At 43.5% G+C, this 14,562-nt stretch carries 13 protein-coding genes and 1 pseudogene; 11 read left to right on the top strand and 3 right to left on the bottom strand.

Annotated elements, in window-relative coordinates; genetic code table 11:
- The first annotated feature begins 18 nt into the window (after positions 1 to 18).
- The 11 genes from QYF49_RS15555 to QYF49_RS15505 all read left to right on the top strand — a co-directional run bounded on the left by QYF49_RS15555 (position 19) and on the right by QYF49_RS15505 (position 12,119).
- Complete coding sequence (locus tag QYF49_RS15555; RefSeq protein ID WP_290400529.1) at positions 19 to 1,851, top strand: sigma-54 interaction domain-containing protein; 1,833 nt, start codon at positions 19 to 21, stop codon at positions 1,849 to 1,851.
- Between the two features lie 151 nt (positions 1,852 to 2,002).
- Positions 2,003 to 3,088: a tartrate dehydrogenase gene (locus tag QYF49_RS15550; protein ID WP_290400528.1), complete on the top strand. Its 1,086-nt coding sequence runs from the start codon at positions 2,003 to 2,005 to the stop codon at positions 3,086 to 3,088.
- Between the two features lie 15 nt (positions 3,089 to 3,103).
- Positions 3,104 to 4,552 (top strand): aldehyde dehydrogenase family protein, encoded by a 1,449-nt coding sequence (locus tag QYF49_RS15545; RefSeq protein ID WP_290400527.1) that lies wholly within the window; start codon positions 3,104 to 3,106, stop codon positions 4,550 to 4,552.
- On the top strand, positions 4,549 to 5,322 hold the full coding sequence (locus QYF49_RS15540; RefSeq protein ID WP_290400526.1) for an SDR family oxidoreductase: 774 nt from the start codon (positions 4,549 to 4,551) through the stop codon (positions 5,320 to 5,322). Before QYF49_RS15545 ends, QYF49_RS15540 begins: the two co-directional genes overlap by 4 nt.
- 49 nt (positions 5,323 to 5,371) lie before the next feature.
- Positions 5,372 to 6,688 (top strand): MFS transporter, encoded by a 1,317-nt coding sequence (locus QYF49_RS15535; protein WP_290400525.1) that lies wholly within the window; start codon positions 5,372 to 5,374, stop codon positions 6,686 to 6,688.
- A 27-nt stretch (positions 6,689 to 6,715) separates the two neighbouring features.
- Positions 6,716 to 7,579, top strand: a complete 864-nt coding sequence (locus tag QYF49_RS15530; protein WP_290400524.1) for an energy-coupling factor transporter ATPase — start codon at positions 6,716 to 6,718, stop codon at positions 7,577 to 7,579.
- A complete protein-coding gene (locus QYF49_RS15525) occupies positions 7,576 to 8,448 on the top strand; it encodes an energy-coupling factor transporter ATPase (protein ID WP_290400523.1) in 873 nt (290 codons plus the stop codon). The genes QYF49_RS15530 and QYF49_RS15525 overlap by 4 nt, the downstream gene beginning before the upstream one ends.
- A 5-nt stretch (positions 8,449 to 8,453) precedes the next feature.
- Positions 8,454 to 9,299: an energy-coupling factor transporter transmembrane component T family protein gene (locus QYF49_RS15520; RefSeq protein WP_290400522.1), complete on the top strand. Its 846-nt coding sequence runs from the start codon at positions 8,454 to 8,456 to the stop codon at positions 9,297 to 9,299.
- A gap of 62 nt (positions 9,300 to 9,361) precedes the next feature.
- Entirely contained in the window at positions 9,362 to 9,919 is a 558-nt protein-coding gene (locus tag QYF49_RS15515) for an ECF transporter S component (RefSeq protein WP_290400521.1), read from the top strand.
- Entirely contained in the window at positions 9,919 to 10,905 is a 987-nt protein-coding gene (locus QYF49_RS15510; protein ID WP_290400520.1) for a P1 family peptidase, read from the top strand. Before QYF49_RS15515 ends, QYF49_RS15510 begins: the two co-directional genes overlap by 1 nt.
- Positions 10,905 to 12,119 carry a M20 family metallopeptidase gene (locus tag QYF49_RS15505; protein WP_290400519.1) on the top strand — a complete coding sequence of 405 codons (1,215 nt, stop codon included), beginning with the start codon at positions 10,905 to 10,907 and terminating at the stop codon, positions 12,117 to 12,119. Before QYF49_RS15510 ends, QYF49_RS15505 begins: the two co-directional genes overlap by 1 nt.
- Before the next feature lie 72 nt (positions 12,120 to 12,191).
- Here QYF49_RS15505 and QYF49_RS15500 read toward each other — a convergent pair whose 3' ends face one another.
- The 3 genes and pseudogenes from QYF49_RS15500 to QYF49_RS15490 form a co-directional block, all read right to left on the bottom strand.
- Positions 12,192 to 12,581: a DoxX family protein gene (locus QYF49_RS15500; protein WP_290400518.1), complete on the bottom strand. Its 390-nt coding sequence runs from the start codon at positions 12,579 to 12,581 to the stop codon at positions 12,192 to 12,194.
- 95 nt (positions 12,582 to 12,676) lie between these two features.
- Entirely contained in the window at positions 12,677 to 14,038 is a 1,362-nt protein-coding gene (locus QYF49_RS15495; RefSeq protein ID WP_290400517.1) for a short-chain fatty acid transporter, read from the bottom strand.
- 74 nt (positions 14,039 to 14,112) lie between these two features.
- A pseudogene (locus QYF49_RS15490) lies at positions 14,113 to 14,502 on the bottom strand (DUF2690 domain-containing protein); the annotation flags it as partial.
- Positions 14,503 to 14,562: the final 60 nt, after the last annotated feature.

Raw genomic sequence — 14,562 nt, 5'->3', positions numbered from 1 at the left:
AAGAAAAGAGGTTGATCAATGATTGCTTTATACAAAGTGGATAAGGAGCTGGAGGAATTCATCGCTCATATATTAAAAGAGAGCGGGATTCAAGCATTATCCTTTCACTCAAGAAAAACGGTCATGGATCATGTCATGAACCCTTTTGTCCTCATCACTCCATCCATTTATGTTAACGAGGTTCGTTCTTTTTCAATTCCCATTGTCCCCTTATCCTTGCATTTAAGTGACTTCGAACAAACAATTAAAGTCAATTCACTAACTAACAAAAATCCTTTGATCATTGTTTCTGGTGAAGAGAAAAAATGGCTGGATGCTGAAAATGCCAATCAAAAAAGTATATTGGAAATCAGGAGCAGGGAGCAAGTTAACCTTGCGAATGCAAAGACCAATACCTCATTTCTTGTTCCTTCCTGGGAAAGTCATCTGCCTATGTCCCAACAAACCAAAGAACACATTTATTATGTCCAGCCGTCGAAGGACACCATATTTTCCGCAGTACGGCAGGCGATCAATCTCATAGGTATAACGAGAGAGATGTTTAAAGAAAAATATCAGGTGAAAGCCATCGTCGATTCTGCACATGATGGATTAATAGCGGTAGACCGCCAAGGAAAAATTACTCTAACCAATGAAAATGCAAAAAAGTATCTGGGACTTGAAGGTGAGGTAGTTGGAAAACACATAACGGAATTTATTCCGCACTCCGATATGCTCAGAGTGCTGCAGACTGGACGAAAAGAAATAGGGGATGTAGCCAAGATTCTTGATCGGCAGATTATTATTAACCGTTTTCCAGTTATGCTTAATCAAACTGTAGTTGGAGCTGTATCCAACTTTAAAGAAATTACCGATCTTCAAAGAATGGAGATGAAACTGAGGAAAAAGTTACATGAGAGCGGGTTAGAAGCAAAATACAGGCTTGATGATATTATTGGTGAATCAAGAACGATTAAGGAAGCGAAAGAACAAGCAAAAATTATTTCGCAAACGGATGCAACGGTTCTGATTACAGGGGAGTCCGGAACAGGTAAGGAGCTGTTTGCTCAAGGCATCCATTTGGGGAGCAGCCGCGCTATTGGTCCTTTTGTCGCTGTTAATTGTGCAGCTTTTCCTGAAAGTCTCCTGGAGAGTGAATTGTTTGGATATGAGGAAGGAAGTTTTTCTGGAGCAAGAAAAGGCGGGAAACAAGGACTCTTCGAATTAGCGCACGGAGGGACTTTGTTTCTAGATGAGATTGGCGAAATGCCATTACAGATACAAGCTCACCTGTTGCGTGTTCTACAGGAAAGATCTGTCCGCAGAATTGGCGGCCAACGAAATATACCTGTGAACGTCCGTATTATTGCAGCAACTAACTCAGACATCGAAGAAGAAATGAACAAGAAGGAGTTTAGAACGGATTTATATTATCGGTTGAATGTACTGTCACTGGAATTGCCAGCGTTACGAGAAAGATTGGAAGATATCCCTTTGCTTATGAGACATTTTCTTGAGCAGTTCAATGAAATGCATCGGAAGCAGATCGCCAAAGTGGAAGATGGCTTTGTCCCGGTTTTGCAGGATTATCACTGGCCAGGCAACATCCGTGAATTAAGAAATGTTTTGGAAAGGATTGTTTTGCTGCAAAAAGGCACAGAAATTTCAGCTAAGGATGCTTCCTTCTTTTATCCAAAACTCAGGAAGAGACAGAGTAAGGAAACAGTGGGCAGTGAAGCAACCATAAAGGAAAGTGAAAGGGATTTAATCCGGAAGGCACTCCTTAAATATGACAGTAAAGCAAAGGCGGCACATTCTCTCGGGATTGACCGATCGACACTTTGGAGAAAAATAAAGGAATACCAATTATGAGGTTTCATCTTGAAACGAGTGTTGTAATTTGCAACAGTGAGTTCCGCATCATACTTTTCTATACGCTATAATTTCTGAAAATTTAAAATAAACTAAATTGGCACAAATCTTGCAAGTGTATGTTACTAACAATACAAAATGAGGTGATAACTTGCAGCACTTTTCAATTGCCGCCATACCTGGTGATGGAATAGGGCCTGAAGTCATGGCAGAGGGATTAAAAACGTTAACCAAGATAGGGGAACTTCATGGAGGGATTCATTTTTCCATTGATTCGTTTGATTGGAATTGTGATTACTATTTAAAACATGGAAAGATGATGCCGGGGAACGGCCTGAAAATTTTACGTGATTATGATGTGATTCTTCTAGGCGCAATAGGTGCCCCAACTGTACCTGACCACATATCGGTTTGGGAGCTGATCTTGCCTATTCGCAGGACCTTTCAGCAATATATCAATTTACGTCCGATCAAGCTTCTGAGAGGATTGGACAGCCCTCTCCGATATAAGGCGCATCATGATCTGGATTTTGTGGTGATCCGTGAAAATACGGAAGGAGAATACTCGAACATGGGAGGGCGGTTACATGAGAATACCCCCTTTGAGCTTGCAGTACAAAACAATGTGTTTACTAGATATGGAACCGAACGTGTGATCAAATATGCCTACTCACTTGCCGAAAAAAGAAATAAAAAACGGCTGACCGCAGCAACGAAATCAAACGGAATTAATTTTTCAATGCCATTCTGGGATGAAATCGTAAAGGAAGTCAGCCGGACTCATCCTTCTATACGAACGGATATATATCATATTGATGCGCTTGCCGCCTATTTTATTACACGGCCAGAAGAGTTGGATGTGGTTGTAGCAAGCAACCTTTTCGGTGACATCCTGACTGATCTTGGGGCGGCTATTGTAGGCGGTCTTGGGCTGGCACCTTCAGGAAATATTAACCCTGAAAAGACGTATCCTTCAATGTTTGAACCGATTCATGGGTCGGCGCCTGACATCGCCGGAAAAGGAATAGCGAATCCCATCGCCCAGATTTGGAGTCTCAGCTTAATGATGCAGCATCTAGGTTTTCCTGATATGGCAGACTTGATTGTTGAGTCTATCGAAGAGGTCCTTCTGGAAGGAAAAGTTTCCACGAGAGACCTAGGCGGGAAACACACGACATTTGAAATGGGAAGTGCCATTCGTGAACAAATGACGAGTAGGAGCATGAATTTTAAATAAGGAGATGGATAAAGCATGACCGACACACAGACTCCATTAAAGAGTGACAAAAAATTGCATCTGTACATTGATGGCAAACATGTTCAAACCGAGAAAAGTATTCCTGTGTATCATAAATACACAGGGGAGGTGATCGCTGCCATCGCGAAAGCAGGTAAGCATCATGTCGATCAGGCGGTGACTGCTGCGGAAAAAGTTTTTAAGGCGGACCAGCTAACAGCCTGCCAGAGATCTGCAATTCTTTCAAAAGCCGCTGATTTAATGGAAAAAAGGCGCAGGGATTTTGAACTTTCCTTAGTAAAAGAAGTAGGGAAAACCCTAAAAGATGCGGCAGGAGAACTAGACCGGACAATTAACACGATCCGTTTATCCGCAGAAGAAGCGAAAAGGATCGCAGGTGAAATGATTCCCCTTCAGGCAACGGAAGGAGCCGACAACCGGTTAGGCTTTACCATTCGCGTTCCAAAAGGGGTTATCGGAGTGATTACCCCATTCAATTATCCTTTGTTATTAGGGGTTCATAAGATCGCTCCCGCCCTTGCTGCCGGAAACACGATTGTCATTAAGCCTGCTACCACTACACCATTGGCCACTTTCCAGCTGGTCGAACTTTTGGAGGAAGCGGGTCTTCCGAAAGGCTACGTCAACATCGTCACTGGGGCAGGGAGTGAAGTGGGGGAATGGCTCTTGGAAGATGAGCGCATCGCAATGTATACATTTACTGGTTCAGGTGAAGTCGGAAGGCATATTAAAGAACGAAGCGGCTTGAGGCCGGTGGCTCTTGAATTGGGCAACAATTCCCCGAACATTGTACACAGTGACGCAGATTTAGAGTTGGCAGCGAAACTAACGGCAAGCCGCAGTTTTCATAACGCTGGACAAGCCTGCATAGCAGTACAGCGCCTTTATGTTCATCAATCAGTCTTAAATGAGTTTACGGAGCGTTATCTACATCATGTTCAACAATTGAACGTTGGTGATCCTGAAGCAGAAGAAACAGACGTAGGACCGATGATCAGTGAAAAAGAGGCCATTCGTTCAGAGAAATGGATCAATGAAGCAATAGAACAAGGAGCTAAATCCTTACTTCCTGTTAAAAGGGAAGGTGCCCTGTTATTCCCGACAGTGCTCGTCAACACAAAACCTGACATGAAGGTGGTCTGTAAGGAAGTATTCGCTCCCATTGTGAGCATCATTCCTTATCAAGATATTGATGCGGCTTTTCAGTTTGCCAATCAATCAGAGTATGGACTTCAGGCGGGTATTTTCACAATGGATTTACAGCTGGCGATGAGAGCGGCCAAAGTTCTGCAATATGGCGGAGTGATCATAAATGATGTATCAACATATCGGAATGATGTCATGCCATATGGCGGCGTTAAGAACAGCGGGATCGGAAAAGAAGGGCCGCATTATGCGATTCAAGAAATGACAGACGAACGAATGGTGGTGATTAACCTATGACTGCGGGATTGCTTGAAGGAAAAACAGCTATCATTACAGGAGCGGGCTCTGGTATGGGGAAGGCTGCAGCCAAGCTGTTTGCAGCCGAAGGAGCAAACGTCGTTTTAGCTGACTTAAATCGTGAAGCGGCCAATTGTACTGCTGGGGAAATAGGAAATACAGGGGAAGTAATGGTGATTCAAACAGATGTTGGAGAAGACGAAAGTGTCCAGAAGCTGGTTAATGAAGCCGTCCATCAATATCAGCATTTAGACGTTTTGCTGAATTGTGCCGGAGTACCTCAGTTTTTCACTCCCATTGAAGAAATGAGCATAAATGAATGGGACAAGATTATGAACGTCAATGCGAAGTCGATTTTTTTGACCACACGGCACCTTGTTCCTCACATGAAACGAATCAGGAAAGGTTCGATTATAAATATCGCTTCCATTGCGGGTATACGGGCAAGACCTGGTTTAAACGCTTATTGTGCATCGAAAGGCGCCGCGATTATGTTAACGAAAGCACTGGCGCTTGAATTGGCACCTTTTAAAATTCGGGTGAATGCCATTAATCCAGGACCCGCTGAAACGCCGATGCTTGGAAAATTCCTGCCTGGTGATGAAAAAAAAGTTGAGGAAGACAAAAAGAAAATTTTTCTGGACAGTGTTCCTTTAGGCACCTTGATTCAACCGGAGGACATTGCTCAGGCCGCTTTATATCTGGCTTCCGACTTGGCAAAAGCGGTCACTGGAGAAATCATGAATCTCGATGGCGGCCGAGGGGTCTAGTCTAATTTTATGCTTTTAAAAGAAATCAGAAAGAGAAAGGGAGGTTTATATGAATCTATCAATTGAAGAGCGAACAACAAAAAAAGTGTTTTGGAGAATAATTCCGTTTATTTTTTTGTTATACATTGTAGCCTTTCTTGACAGGGTCAACCTTGGATATGCTGCACTGGATATGAACAAAGATTTAGCCTTGGCCAGCTCTACCTTCGGATTAATCTCAGGTATTTTCTTCTTTGGATACTTTCTCTTTGAGATTCCCAGCAATATACTTCTCCACAAATTTGGAGCAAGAAAGTGGATCGCACGGATCATGGTCAGCTGGGGATTGGTTGTGATTTTGACCGGTTGGGCAGAGAGCGCCGCACATCTCTATGTTCTGCGATTTCTTTTAGGAATAGCGGAAGCGGGATTTTTTCCAGGCATTATTTTATATATTACTTACTGGTTTCGTGCAAAAGAACAAGCCAGAGCTTTCGCCTTGTTTATGACTGCGCTGGCAGCCTCAAATATCATTGGAGCTCCATTATCGACCTGGATCATGGATTCCATTCAATGGGCAGGTATGCCGGGATGGCGATGGATGTTTGTTTTAGAAGGAATACCGGCCATCATTATAGGTATTATTACGTACTTTTACTTAACGGATCGCCCTCAAGATGCGAATTGGCTGGAACAGGAAGAAAAAGATTGGCTCATAAAAGAAATTGAGCGTGAAAGTAGCCAAAAAGGAAACCTCAAACAGTCTTCAACCCGACAAGTGCTGACCAACCCTCTGGTTTGGAAGTTCTCTTTGATTTACCTAACTCTCGTAGTCGGTCTATACGGCATTGGATTTTGGATGCCGACCATCATTAAATCCTTCTCGACGGTGCTCTCTAACACTCAGGTAGGACTCATTTCCATGGTGCCCTACATTGCTGGAGGAATCTGTATGATCTTGTGGGCCAGGCGTTCAGATCGAACGGGTGAGCGAAGATTATCTACTGCACTGCCGCCTTTACTGGGAGCCCTAGGCTTGATTGGGGCTGGGATGACGTCAAATCCCTATCTTTCGATTTTGATGATGTCTATTGCGACCGTTGGAATCTACAGCTTTTTTGGTCCTTTCTGGTCATTGCCTGCACTTTTTTTGACAGAAGCTTCAGCCGCTGTAGGGATTGCACTCATTAATTCAATCGGTAACTTAGGAGGTTTTGTTGGACCCTATATGATCGGATATTTAAAGGATGCCTCCGGAAAGATGGAAGCAGGACTATTCTTTCTAAGTTTTTCTTTAATCATTACGAGTTTGCTAGTATTTAGTTTAAAAAAGGAAGGTTCAGGAATGAAAGCCGATGAACCGTTTGTAGAAACAAAATCTTTGTAGATGTGCACGCAGAGGAAGGGGATATGCATGATAGAACCTCTTATTAAAGTTAACGACCTTTCTTTTGAATACAAGTTAAATAATAAAACCTCCATTCCCGTATTGAAGGGTGTTTCCTTTGATATATTTCCGGGAGAATATGTTGCGATCGTCGGACATAACGGCTCTGGAAAGTCTACCCTTTCAAAGCACTTGAACGGGATTTTAAAACCCAGCAGCGGTGATGTTCTGGTAAGTGGCAGCAACACAAAGGAACTACAAATGCTGCGCGAAATTCGGCAAAAGGTAGGTATGGTATTTCAGCATCCCGATAACCAGATTGTTGCGACCATTGTTGAAGACGATGTGGCCTTTGGTCTAGAGAATATTGAAATCCCTGCAGCAACAATGAAGGATAGAATTGATTATGCACTAGAAGCAGTCGGGATGAGTGAGTTTCGGCAAAGACCGCCTCATCACCTATCCGGCGGACAGAAACAGCGGGTTGCCATTGCGGGTATCATTGCGATGAAACCGGATTGTTTAGTGCTCGATGAAGCAACCAGCATGCTGGATACCTACGGAAGAAGAGACATACTCAATGTTGTGCGCGAACTGAACGATGACGGGATGACCATTGTTTCCGTTACTCATCATATGTCAGAAGTGGCAGAAGCCAGCCGGGTCATCGTCATTGAACAGGGACAAATTGTTATGGATGGGTCACCAAGGGAGATTTTTCAACAGTATGAAAGGATGCAGCAATTGAAACTTGATATTCCAGTTGCGAGCCGATTAGCAAGATTGATTCATGAATATGACGAAGAATTCCAGTCAGATCTGATCCGGAATAACGAGATTATACAAGAGGTTGTCCGTCTATCAGCCAAACGGGGGGTGTTTGTGGGATGAGTGAATCTGCCATTTTAGAAGTGAACAATTTGTACCATACCTACATGGAAAAGACACCTCTTGAATACAAGGCACTGGCCGGGATTAATCTGCAGGTGAAAAAAGGAGAATGCGTAGCGGTTATTGGGCATACCGGTTCTGGAAAATCGACATTAATTCAGCATTTTAACGGACTGATGCGTCCTCAGCGGGGAGAAGTATTAGTGGATGGCCAGAATTTATCGGATCCAAAACTGGATGTTAAAGCGTTGAGAAGAAAAGTAGGACTTGTGTTCCAAAATCCTGAAGATCAGATTTTTGAGAAGCTGATCGGTGATGATATCGCTTATGGCCCTTTAAAAATGGGGCTGCCGCTAAAAGAAGTAAGAGATCGTGTGAAGTGGGCGATGGAACTGGTGGGCCTGTCTTTTGAGGAATTGAAAGACAGGGTGACCTATGCCTTGAGCGGCGGACAAAAAAGAAAGGTAGCTCTAGCCGGTGTTCTGGCTCTCAAACCAGAAATTTTGGTGCTCGATGAACCGACAGCTGGTCTGGATCCCTTTTCCAGGCAAGAATTATTGGACAGAATTGCTCTGTTGAATAAGCAAGAAAAGATGACCGTCATTTTTGTCTCACACAATATGGAGGAAGTCGCTTATTTAGCTCAACGGATATACGTATTAGCTGACGGAAAAAATCTCATAGATGGAACGCCTCGTGAGATTTTTGGCAATACAGAAATACTTCGCAGACACCATATTGCCGCACCTCAAACGGTTGAGATCCTGGCACATCTAAAACAACGGGGCTATTCCGTTGATCTAAAAGCATTTGAGCGGGAGTCTGCCGCCAAGGAAATCGTATCTATTCTTCAGCCGTTCAGGAGGTGAAAATATTGGCTGGTTTTGAATTTGAATTATCTCGCAATATAACCATTGGCCAGTATTTGCCGACAGGTTCACTTGTCCATCGTTTAGATCCGCGTGTGAAGCTATTGTCCTTCACCATACTGGTCATTGCAATGGCTATATGTGATACCTATGTAGGTAATATTATTGCCCTCGCATTTGCCATTTGCTTATTTTATATCTCACGTATTCCGATAAGTTATGGTTTGTCAGGTGTCAAGCCGGCAATCCCATTCATTTTGATATTAGCCGTACTGCAATTGATGTTCTATAACAAAGTGGCTTCCGGAGGAACGGTTTTAGTTGATCATGGTTTTATCCTGATTACCTCTGACAGTATACGGCTGGTCATCGTATCTGCATTGCGTTTCATTGAAATCATCTTTTTGAGCAGTGTACTGACACTAAGTACATCTACCACACAGATCACTCATGGGATTGAGAGTTTATTACGGCCATTAAAGTATGTAAAGTTTCCGGTTCATGAATTTGCACTGATTATTACCATCGCTATCCGTTTTGTCCCAACGTTTGCAATGGAAATGGAAAAGATGATGAAGGCCCAGGCATCAAGGGGGGCAGAGTTTGGTACAGGTGCCTGGTGGAGAATCATACAGAGGACAAAAGATGTGTTTCCGATCATTATCCCATTGTTCAATGTAGCGATGGCACGGGCAGAAGACTTAGTGCTCGCCATGGAAGCAAGATGCTACACACCAGGAAACGAACGGTCCATTTACACAAAATACAAAGCACAGAACAAAGATTATATCGCTATTCTTTTTTGTATTTTATTCGCTTCTCTCTTATTGCTATTTCCATTTCCCTACTAGATATCAACCTAACCATAAAATGCAAAACTTACAATTCTTTCAATTATAAGGAGGGTAATCAAATGGAAAGAGGATTAACGACTAGAAAGATTGTCATTGCAGGTGTATTGGGGGCAGTAGCTATTTTGCTTGGTGTCACACGGTTAGGCTTCATTCCTGTTCCAACAGCAGCCGGGAACGCAACCATCATGCATGTTCCTGCCATCATTGGAGGGGTAATGCAAGGTCCGTTTGTTGGACTGGTCATCGGATTAATCTTCGGAGTTTCATCCTTTTTGGATGCAACGATTCCGCTTTTCAAGGATCCTCTCGTCGCGATTCTTCCTCGATTGTTTATTGGTGTCACAGCCTACTTCTCATATCTCTCCTTGAAAAGAGTAAACGAATATGCCGCTATCGGTGTAGCAGGCTTTATAGGAGCATTTACGAATACCCTCCTCGTTTTAATCATGGCTGTAGTCAGAGGCTATATTGCACCTGGGGTCGCGGTTACAATTGCAGTTACCAATGGGATTCCTGAAGCTATAGTCTCCGTGATCATCACGCTGGCTGTAGTTGTGGCTTGGAAAAGACTGGACCACAGCGGAAACAAAAAATCCAAGATCTCTGGAGAAATGTAGTGGGTAATTTCCAGAATATCACCGATGTTCCGGGCATTAAAGTCGGCAATGAAGAAGATAGCAAAGGCTATACGGGCTGTACTGTATTAGTGATGGAAAATGGTGCTGTTTGTGGTGTGGATGTTCGGGGATCAGCTCCAGGGACCCGGGAAACGGATCTCCTTCACCCGCTGAATCTCATGGAGAAGGTACATGGTATCTGCCTGGCGGGAGGCAGCGCCTATGGACTTGATGCGGCAAGCGGCGTTATGAGATTTTTGGAAGATAAAGGGGTTGGCTTGGATGTTGGCGTAGGAGTTGTACCGATTGTTCCCTCAGCTGTCCTGTTTGATTTGCCGGTTGGAGATCCTTTGGCCAGGCCTGATCAAAAAATGGGTTATCAGGCCGCATCAAATGCAGCACAGGGACATTTTCCCTTGGGTAACTCTGGGGCAGGATGCGGGGCTACGGTCGGTAAAGTGGCTGGCCATCATCGTGCGATGAAGGGAGGCCTTGGCTCTGCCTCTTTCAACCTGCCCAATGGTTTAATCGTAGGTGCTATTGTCGCTGTCAATGCCATAGGCGAAATTAGATATCCGAACACTGGAGAAGTGATTGCCGGTGCAAGAGATGATCTGGGATATATCAGGAGCAGCTTGGAGTGGATGCTTGAACAGCCCGAGATTCCATTAACTGTCGGTACGAATACAACGATTGCTGTGGTCGCGTGCAATGCTGATTTAACAAAGTCACAAGCGACAAAAGTCGCCTCCATGGCTCATGACGGATTAGCAAGAACGATCTATCCTGTGCACACGATGTATGATGGGGACACCATATTTTCTCTCGCTACTGGAGAAGTGAGCGCTTCAGTAGACCTCATTGGAACCCTGGCAGCAGACGTTTTAGCAGAAGCAGTCATCCAAGCCATTCTGAACGCTGAAGGAATTGTAAACTTTCCTTCAAGTAAAGACGTCAGAAAATCACTTAGGAAAGGAAGGGAGTAATGACAACTGCCATTGAATCGATTCTGAACCATGTTGATGAAGAAGAAGTAGTCGAGCTGACAAGAAGACTCATCCGGATAAAGAGTGTTTATCGTCCCAATGTTGAAGGCGGTAATGAGGAGAAGGTTGCCCGTTTCCTCCTTGACTACCTAAAGGACATCGGGCTGGAGGTCTACTATGAAGAGGTAGTGCCAGGACGGCCAAATGTGATCGCGGTCTATGACTCTGGCCTTCCTGGTAAAACACTTTTATTTGAAGGGCATACAGATGTGGTAACTGAAGGGGACCTGGACTCCTGGACCTATGACCCATTTGGCGGAGAAATCAGTAACGGGAGAATATACGGAAGAGGTTCTTGTGATACAAAAGGAAATTTAGCTGCTGCAATCTCTGCTGTTCATTCTTTGAAAAAATCACAGATTCCTTTCAAAGGTAAAATTATACTATGTATTCCTTGTGACGAAGAAGGCATGATGATTGGAATAAAAGAGTTTATTAATAATGGCTGGGCTAAAGATGTGGATGGAGCGATTATTTGTGAACCAGAGGAAAACCAGCTATGTATAACTCAAAAGGGTGCAATGCGGATCGTTTTGAAAACGTTTGGAAAAATGGCCCACGGCGCAATGCCGCTCACCGGAATCAATCCTGTCACAAGAATGGCAAGATTGATTGTGGAATTGGATAAACTGGAACAAGCGGAAAAAGAAAGGCTGGGAGAACATCCTTATCTCGGCTGGCCGAGTATCACGCCAACTATCCTTCAATCACCCGTAAAAGGAGAACCACAAATCAATGTCGTTCCTTCACAATGTATGGCCTCTCTCGACATACGGACGGTACCTGGACAGGATCATTCACAACTCAGAAGGAATATGGAAGATATCATTGAGCGGCTCAGCAATGAAGATGATCTTTTTAGTGCATCTCTTGAAGTGATCGAAGACCGCCCTTGGACAGAGACACCAAAAGATCATGAAGTTGTTCAGGCTGTGGCAAAGGCTTATTCCGAATTGACGGGAAAGCCTCCTATCTATAATGGTGTTCCGGGGGCAACAGATGGCACGTTCCTTCATCTTGCTGGGGTGCCAATTATTACTACAGGAGCAGGTGATCGCTATATCCCTCACCATGCCGATGAATATGTTGATATAGAGGAGCTTGTTCAAACAGTGAAGCTTTACACATTTTCCGCTCTTAATTTTTTGAAGTAGTTTTCGAATGAAGAAGAAAGGCAGGTCCTTTGGAAAAAGGATTCTGCCTTCTATATGTTTGACAAATTATTGTTATACTGATTCTTTCGTCACTGCTGAAGCTAACTTTTTGTGATGGAAAACATAAGAACCGGCAATAAGAATGAATCCAACAAAAAAACCTACCCATGAACTGAACGGATCTCCGACTGCGATAGTGGAATACATGGCACCGGCAAGATCAAAGACAAACCCCGCATAAGCCCACTCTTTTAATCTTGGAAAGCCTGGAACCAGAATGGCGATGACACCTAATAATTTGGCAACGCCAAGAAAAGGTAAAAGGTAGTCAGGATAGCCCAAATGATTAAATAAATCGACAGCACTAGAAACAGATAGAATATCAGGAATGGAACCTGCTAGCATTAAGGCTGACAATAATGCTGTGAAGATCCAATACCAGACACGAATTCGCTTCATCATCTCATTCCCCTCTGCAAAATTTTGGATTGAATTTTTGTTTCACCATCATGCTTATACACAGGGGATGAGGAGTAGAATGAGACTTTATATTCAATTTAATATAAGAACAACATAAGTAGACTCGTAACAATCCCGGTCCAAATGCAGAGAATAAAACAGTATCCCATGATATCTTTAATCTTTAAGCCAAGTACTCCTAATAAGGGAAGTGCCCAAAACGGCTGAATCAAGTTTGTCCAAGCATCTCCCCACCCAACAGCCATGGCAATGGTTGCTGGATCAACACCTAGTTTTAAACCTGCGGGAACTTGTAGCGGTCCTTGTAAAGCCCATTGGCCGCCGCCTGAAGGAGCCAAAAGGTTAACTAAGCCTGCTGACCAGTATGTAAAGAGATCAAAGTTGTCTTTAGAGGCTATGGAGGCCATCCATTCAATAATGTTTGCTCCAAGCCCTGAACTTCCAAGAACGCCAATGATACCTGCATAGAAAGGAAATTGGAGAATAAGAGGAGATATGGTTTGAGTCGCCTCCTCAAACCCTTTGGCAAAGTTATTCAATGAGCCATGTAACAACAAACCTAAAGACAAGAAAAAGATATTGATAATATTCAGATCCAGACTGCGTCCATGAAGGAATTCATACCCGCAATACATTACCCCGATGGCACCGAGAACGATTCCCAAAAAAGGAGTCCATTCTAACCTTTCTGCTATTGTTACGTTTTGGGGTTGAACTATTGTATTTGAAGGCTGGGGTTGTCCTTTATAAGCAACGATATTTTTCTTTGGGGCCATTAATAAGATGATAATAGGCATCGTGACTAAAAGTACAAGAAAAATTATGATTGTGGAAGGACTAAAAATGGTCTGTGAAGTGGGAATGACTCCCATTTGTTTCATAAGGAAGTGGTCCGATGTTGCAACAGTAAGTCCAATTGAGCTTGATAGCCCTGCACTATATAGGGCAGTAGGAGCATAAGCAGCAGCGACAAGCAAAGGGAAATGAGAATAAGCATTTTTAGAGGCTACTTCTTTTGCCATGATGGCGCCAACCACGACCGCCAATCCCCAATTGATATAGTATGCAAAAGCACTGATCAAGAATGTCAGTATATACGCTTTCTGTGGGGTGTTTGCTAACCTTGCTATCGATTGAAGTCCTTTATTCAAGAAAGGCACACTTGCCAGCGTCATGCCAGTCACCATTAACAAAACCATCTGCATGGTAAAAGCTAAATATGCCCAGAAGCCATCTCCCCATGATTTTATAATGCTCATCGGCTCTGAAGGATGCATAAAAACGCCGATGAGCAGAACGAACAATGTCAGAAGAACGGCGATCACAAAGGCATCCGGAACATATTTATGGGACCAGTTTGACAATACATTTGCCAATCTTGTAAACAATGATTCTCTTGCACCTTCATCATCCACTTTTTTCTGAGCTTGGAACTCCATGCGATCATCTCCTCCTTTTATGAAGCATGAAAGAAGCATCATAAGCCCAAATCTGAACTCATGACGCTTTTTACTTAGTACCAGATGGTTTCGGCCACTTTATAGGCATCACTGTTTGGTATGGCATGTTTGCCCTGTGCTTTTGCTTTTCTTGGGTCATAATCATATACCATTCCTGTGTAACAGGAAGTTTGTCCCGTATTTACCGAACCGTTTCCGCCTGAACTGTCGCACGTTAGCGCTTTGCCATCCGTACTGCGCACAATCCTTGCATCCGCTTCATAATTGGATGTCGCTTTTCGGGTGATGGTTACCTTTGCCCAAGCGGTTTTGCATGCCGTGCTAAACTTCAGCTCTACGTAAGAAACAGAGTCGATCCATTTTTTATCTTTTGTAACCGCACTGTCATCACAGTTATTGTAGTATGGACTCTTTCCGTCATACGAATGGTTTTCTGCATGGGCAGACTGTTCAAACGTACCGAAAGATGTAATGATTGCAGCTGCAATGATCGCTATGGACAA

It is taken from the genome of Fictibacillus terranigra (assembly GCF_030412265.1).
Lineage (GTDB): Bacteria > Bacillota > Bacilli > Bacillales > Fictibacillaceae > Fictibacillus_C > Fictibacillus_C terrinigri.
Note: the sequence above shows the minus strand (reverse complement) of the source record. Positions and strands in the feature narration are given on the sequence as shown.

Bases quoted from the DNA above. Each gene is read 5' to 3' on its own strand.
- QYF49_RS15530 (WP_290400524.1), top strand. From the start codon at position 6,716: ATGATAGAACCTCTTATTAAAGTTAACGACCTTTCTTTTGAATACAAG.
- QYF49_RS15545 (WP_290400527.1), top strand. From the start codon at position 3,104: ATGACCGACACACAGACTCCATTAAAGAGTGACAAAAAATTGCATCTG.
- QYF49_RS15495 (WP_290400517.1), bottom strand. From the start codon at position 14,038: ATGGAGTTCCAAGCTCAGAAAAAAGTGGATGATGAAGGTGCAAGAGAA.
- QYF49_RS15500 (WP_290400518.1), bottom strand. From the start codon at position 12,581: ATGATGAAGCGAATTCGTGTCTGGTATTGGATCTTCACAGCATTATTG.
- QYF49_RS15535 (WP_290400525.1), top strand. From the start codon at position 5,372: ATGAATCTATCAATTGAAGAGCGAACAACAAAAAAAGTGTTTTGGAGA.
- QYF49_RS15555 (WP_290400529.1), top strand. From the start codon at position 19: ATGATTGCTTTATACAAAGTGGATAAGGAGCTGGAGGAATTCATCGCT.
- QYF49_RS15515 (WP_290400521.1), top strand. From the start codon at position 9,362: ATGGAAAGAGGATTAACGACTAGAAAGATTGTCATTGCAGGTGTATTG.
- QYF49_RS15525 (WP_290400523.1), top strand. From the start codon at position 7,576: ATGAGTGAATCTGCCATTTTAGAAGTGAACAATTTGTACCATACCTAC.
- QYF49_RS15505 (WP_290400519.1), top strand. From the start codon at position 10,905: ATGACAACTGCCATTGAATCGATTCTGAACCATGTTGATGAAGAAGAA.
- QYF49_RS15540 (WP_290400526.1), top strand. From the start codon at position 4,549: ATGACTGCGGGATTGCTTGAAGGAAAAACAGCTATCATTACAGGAGCG.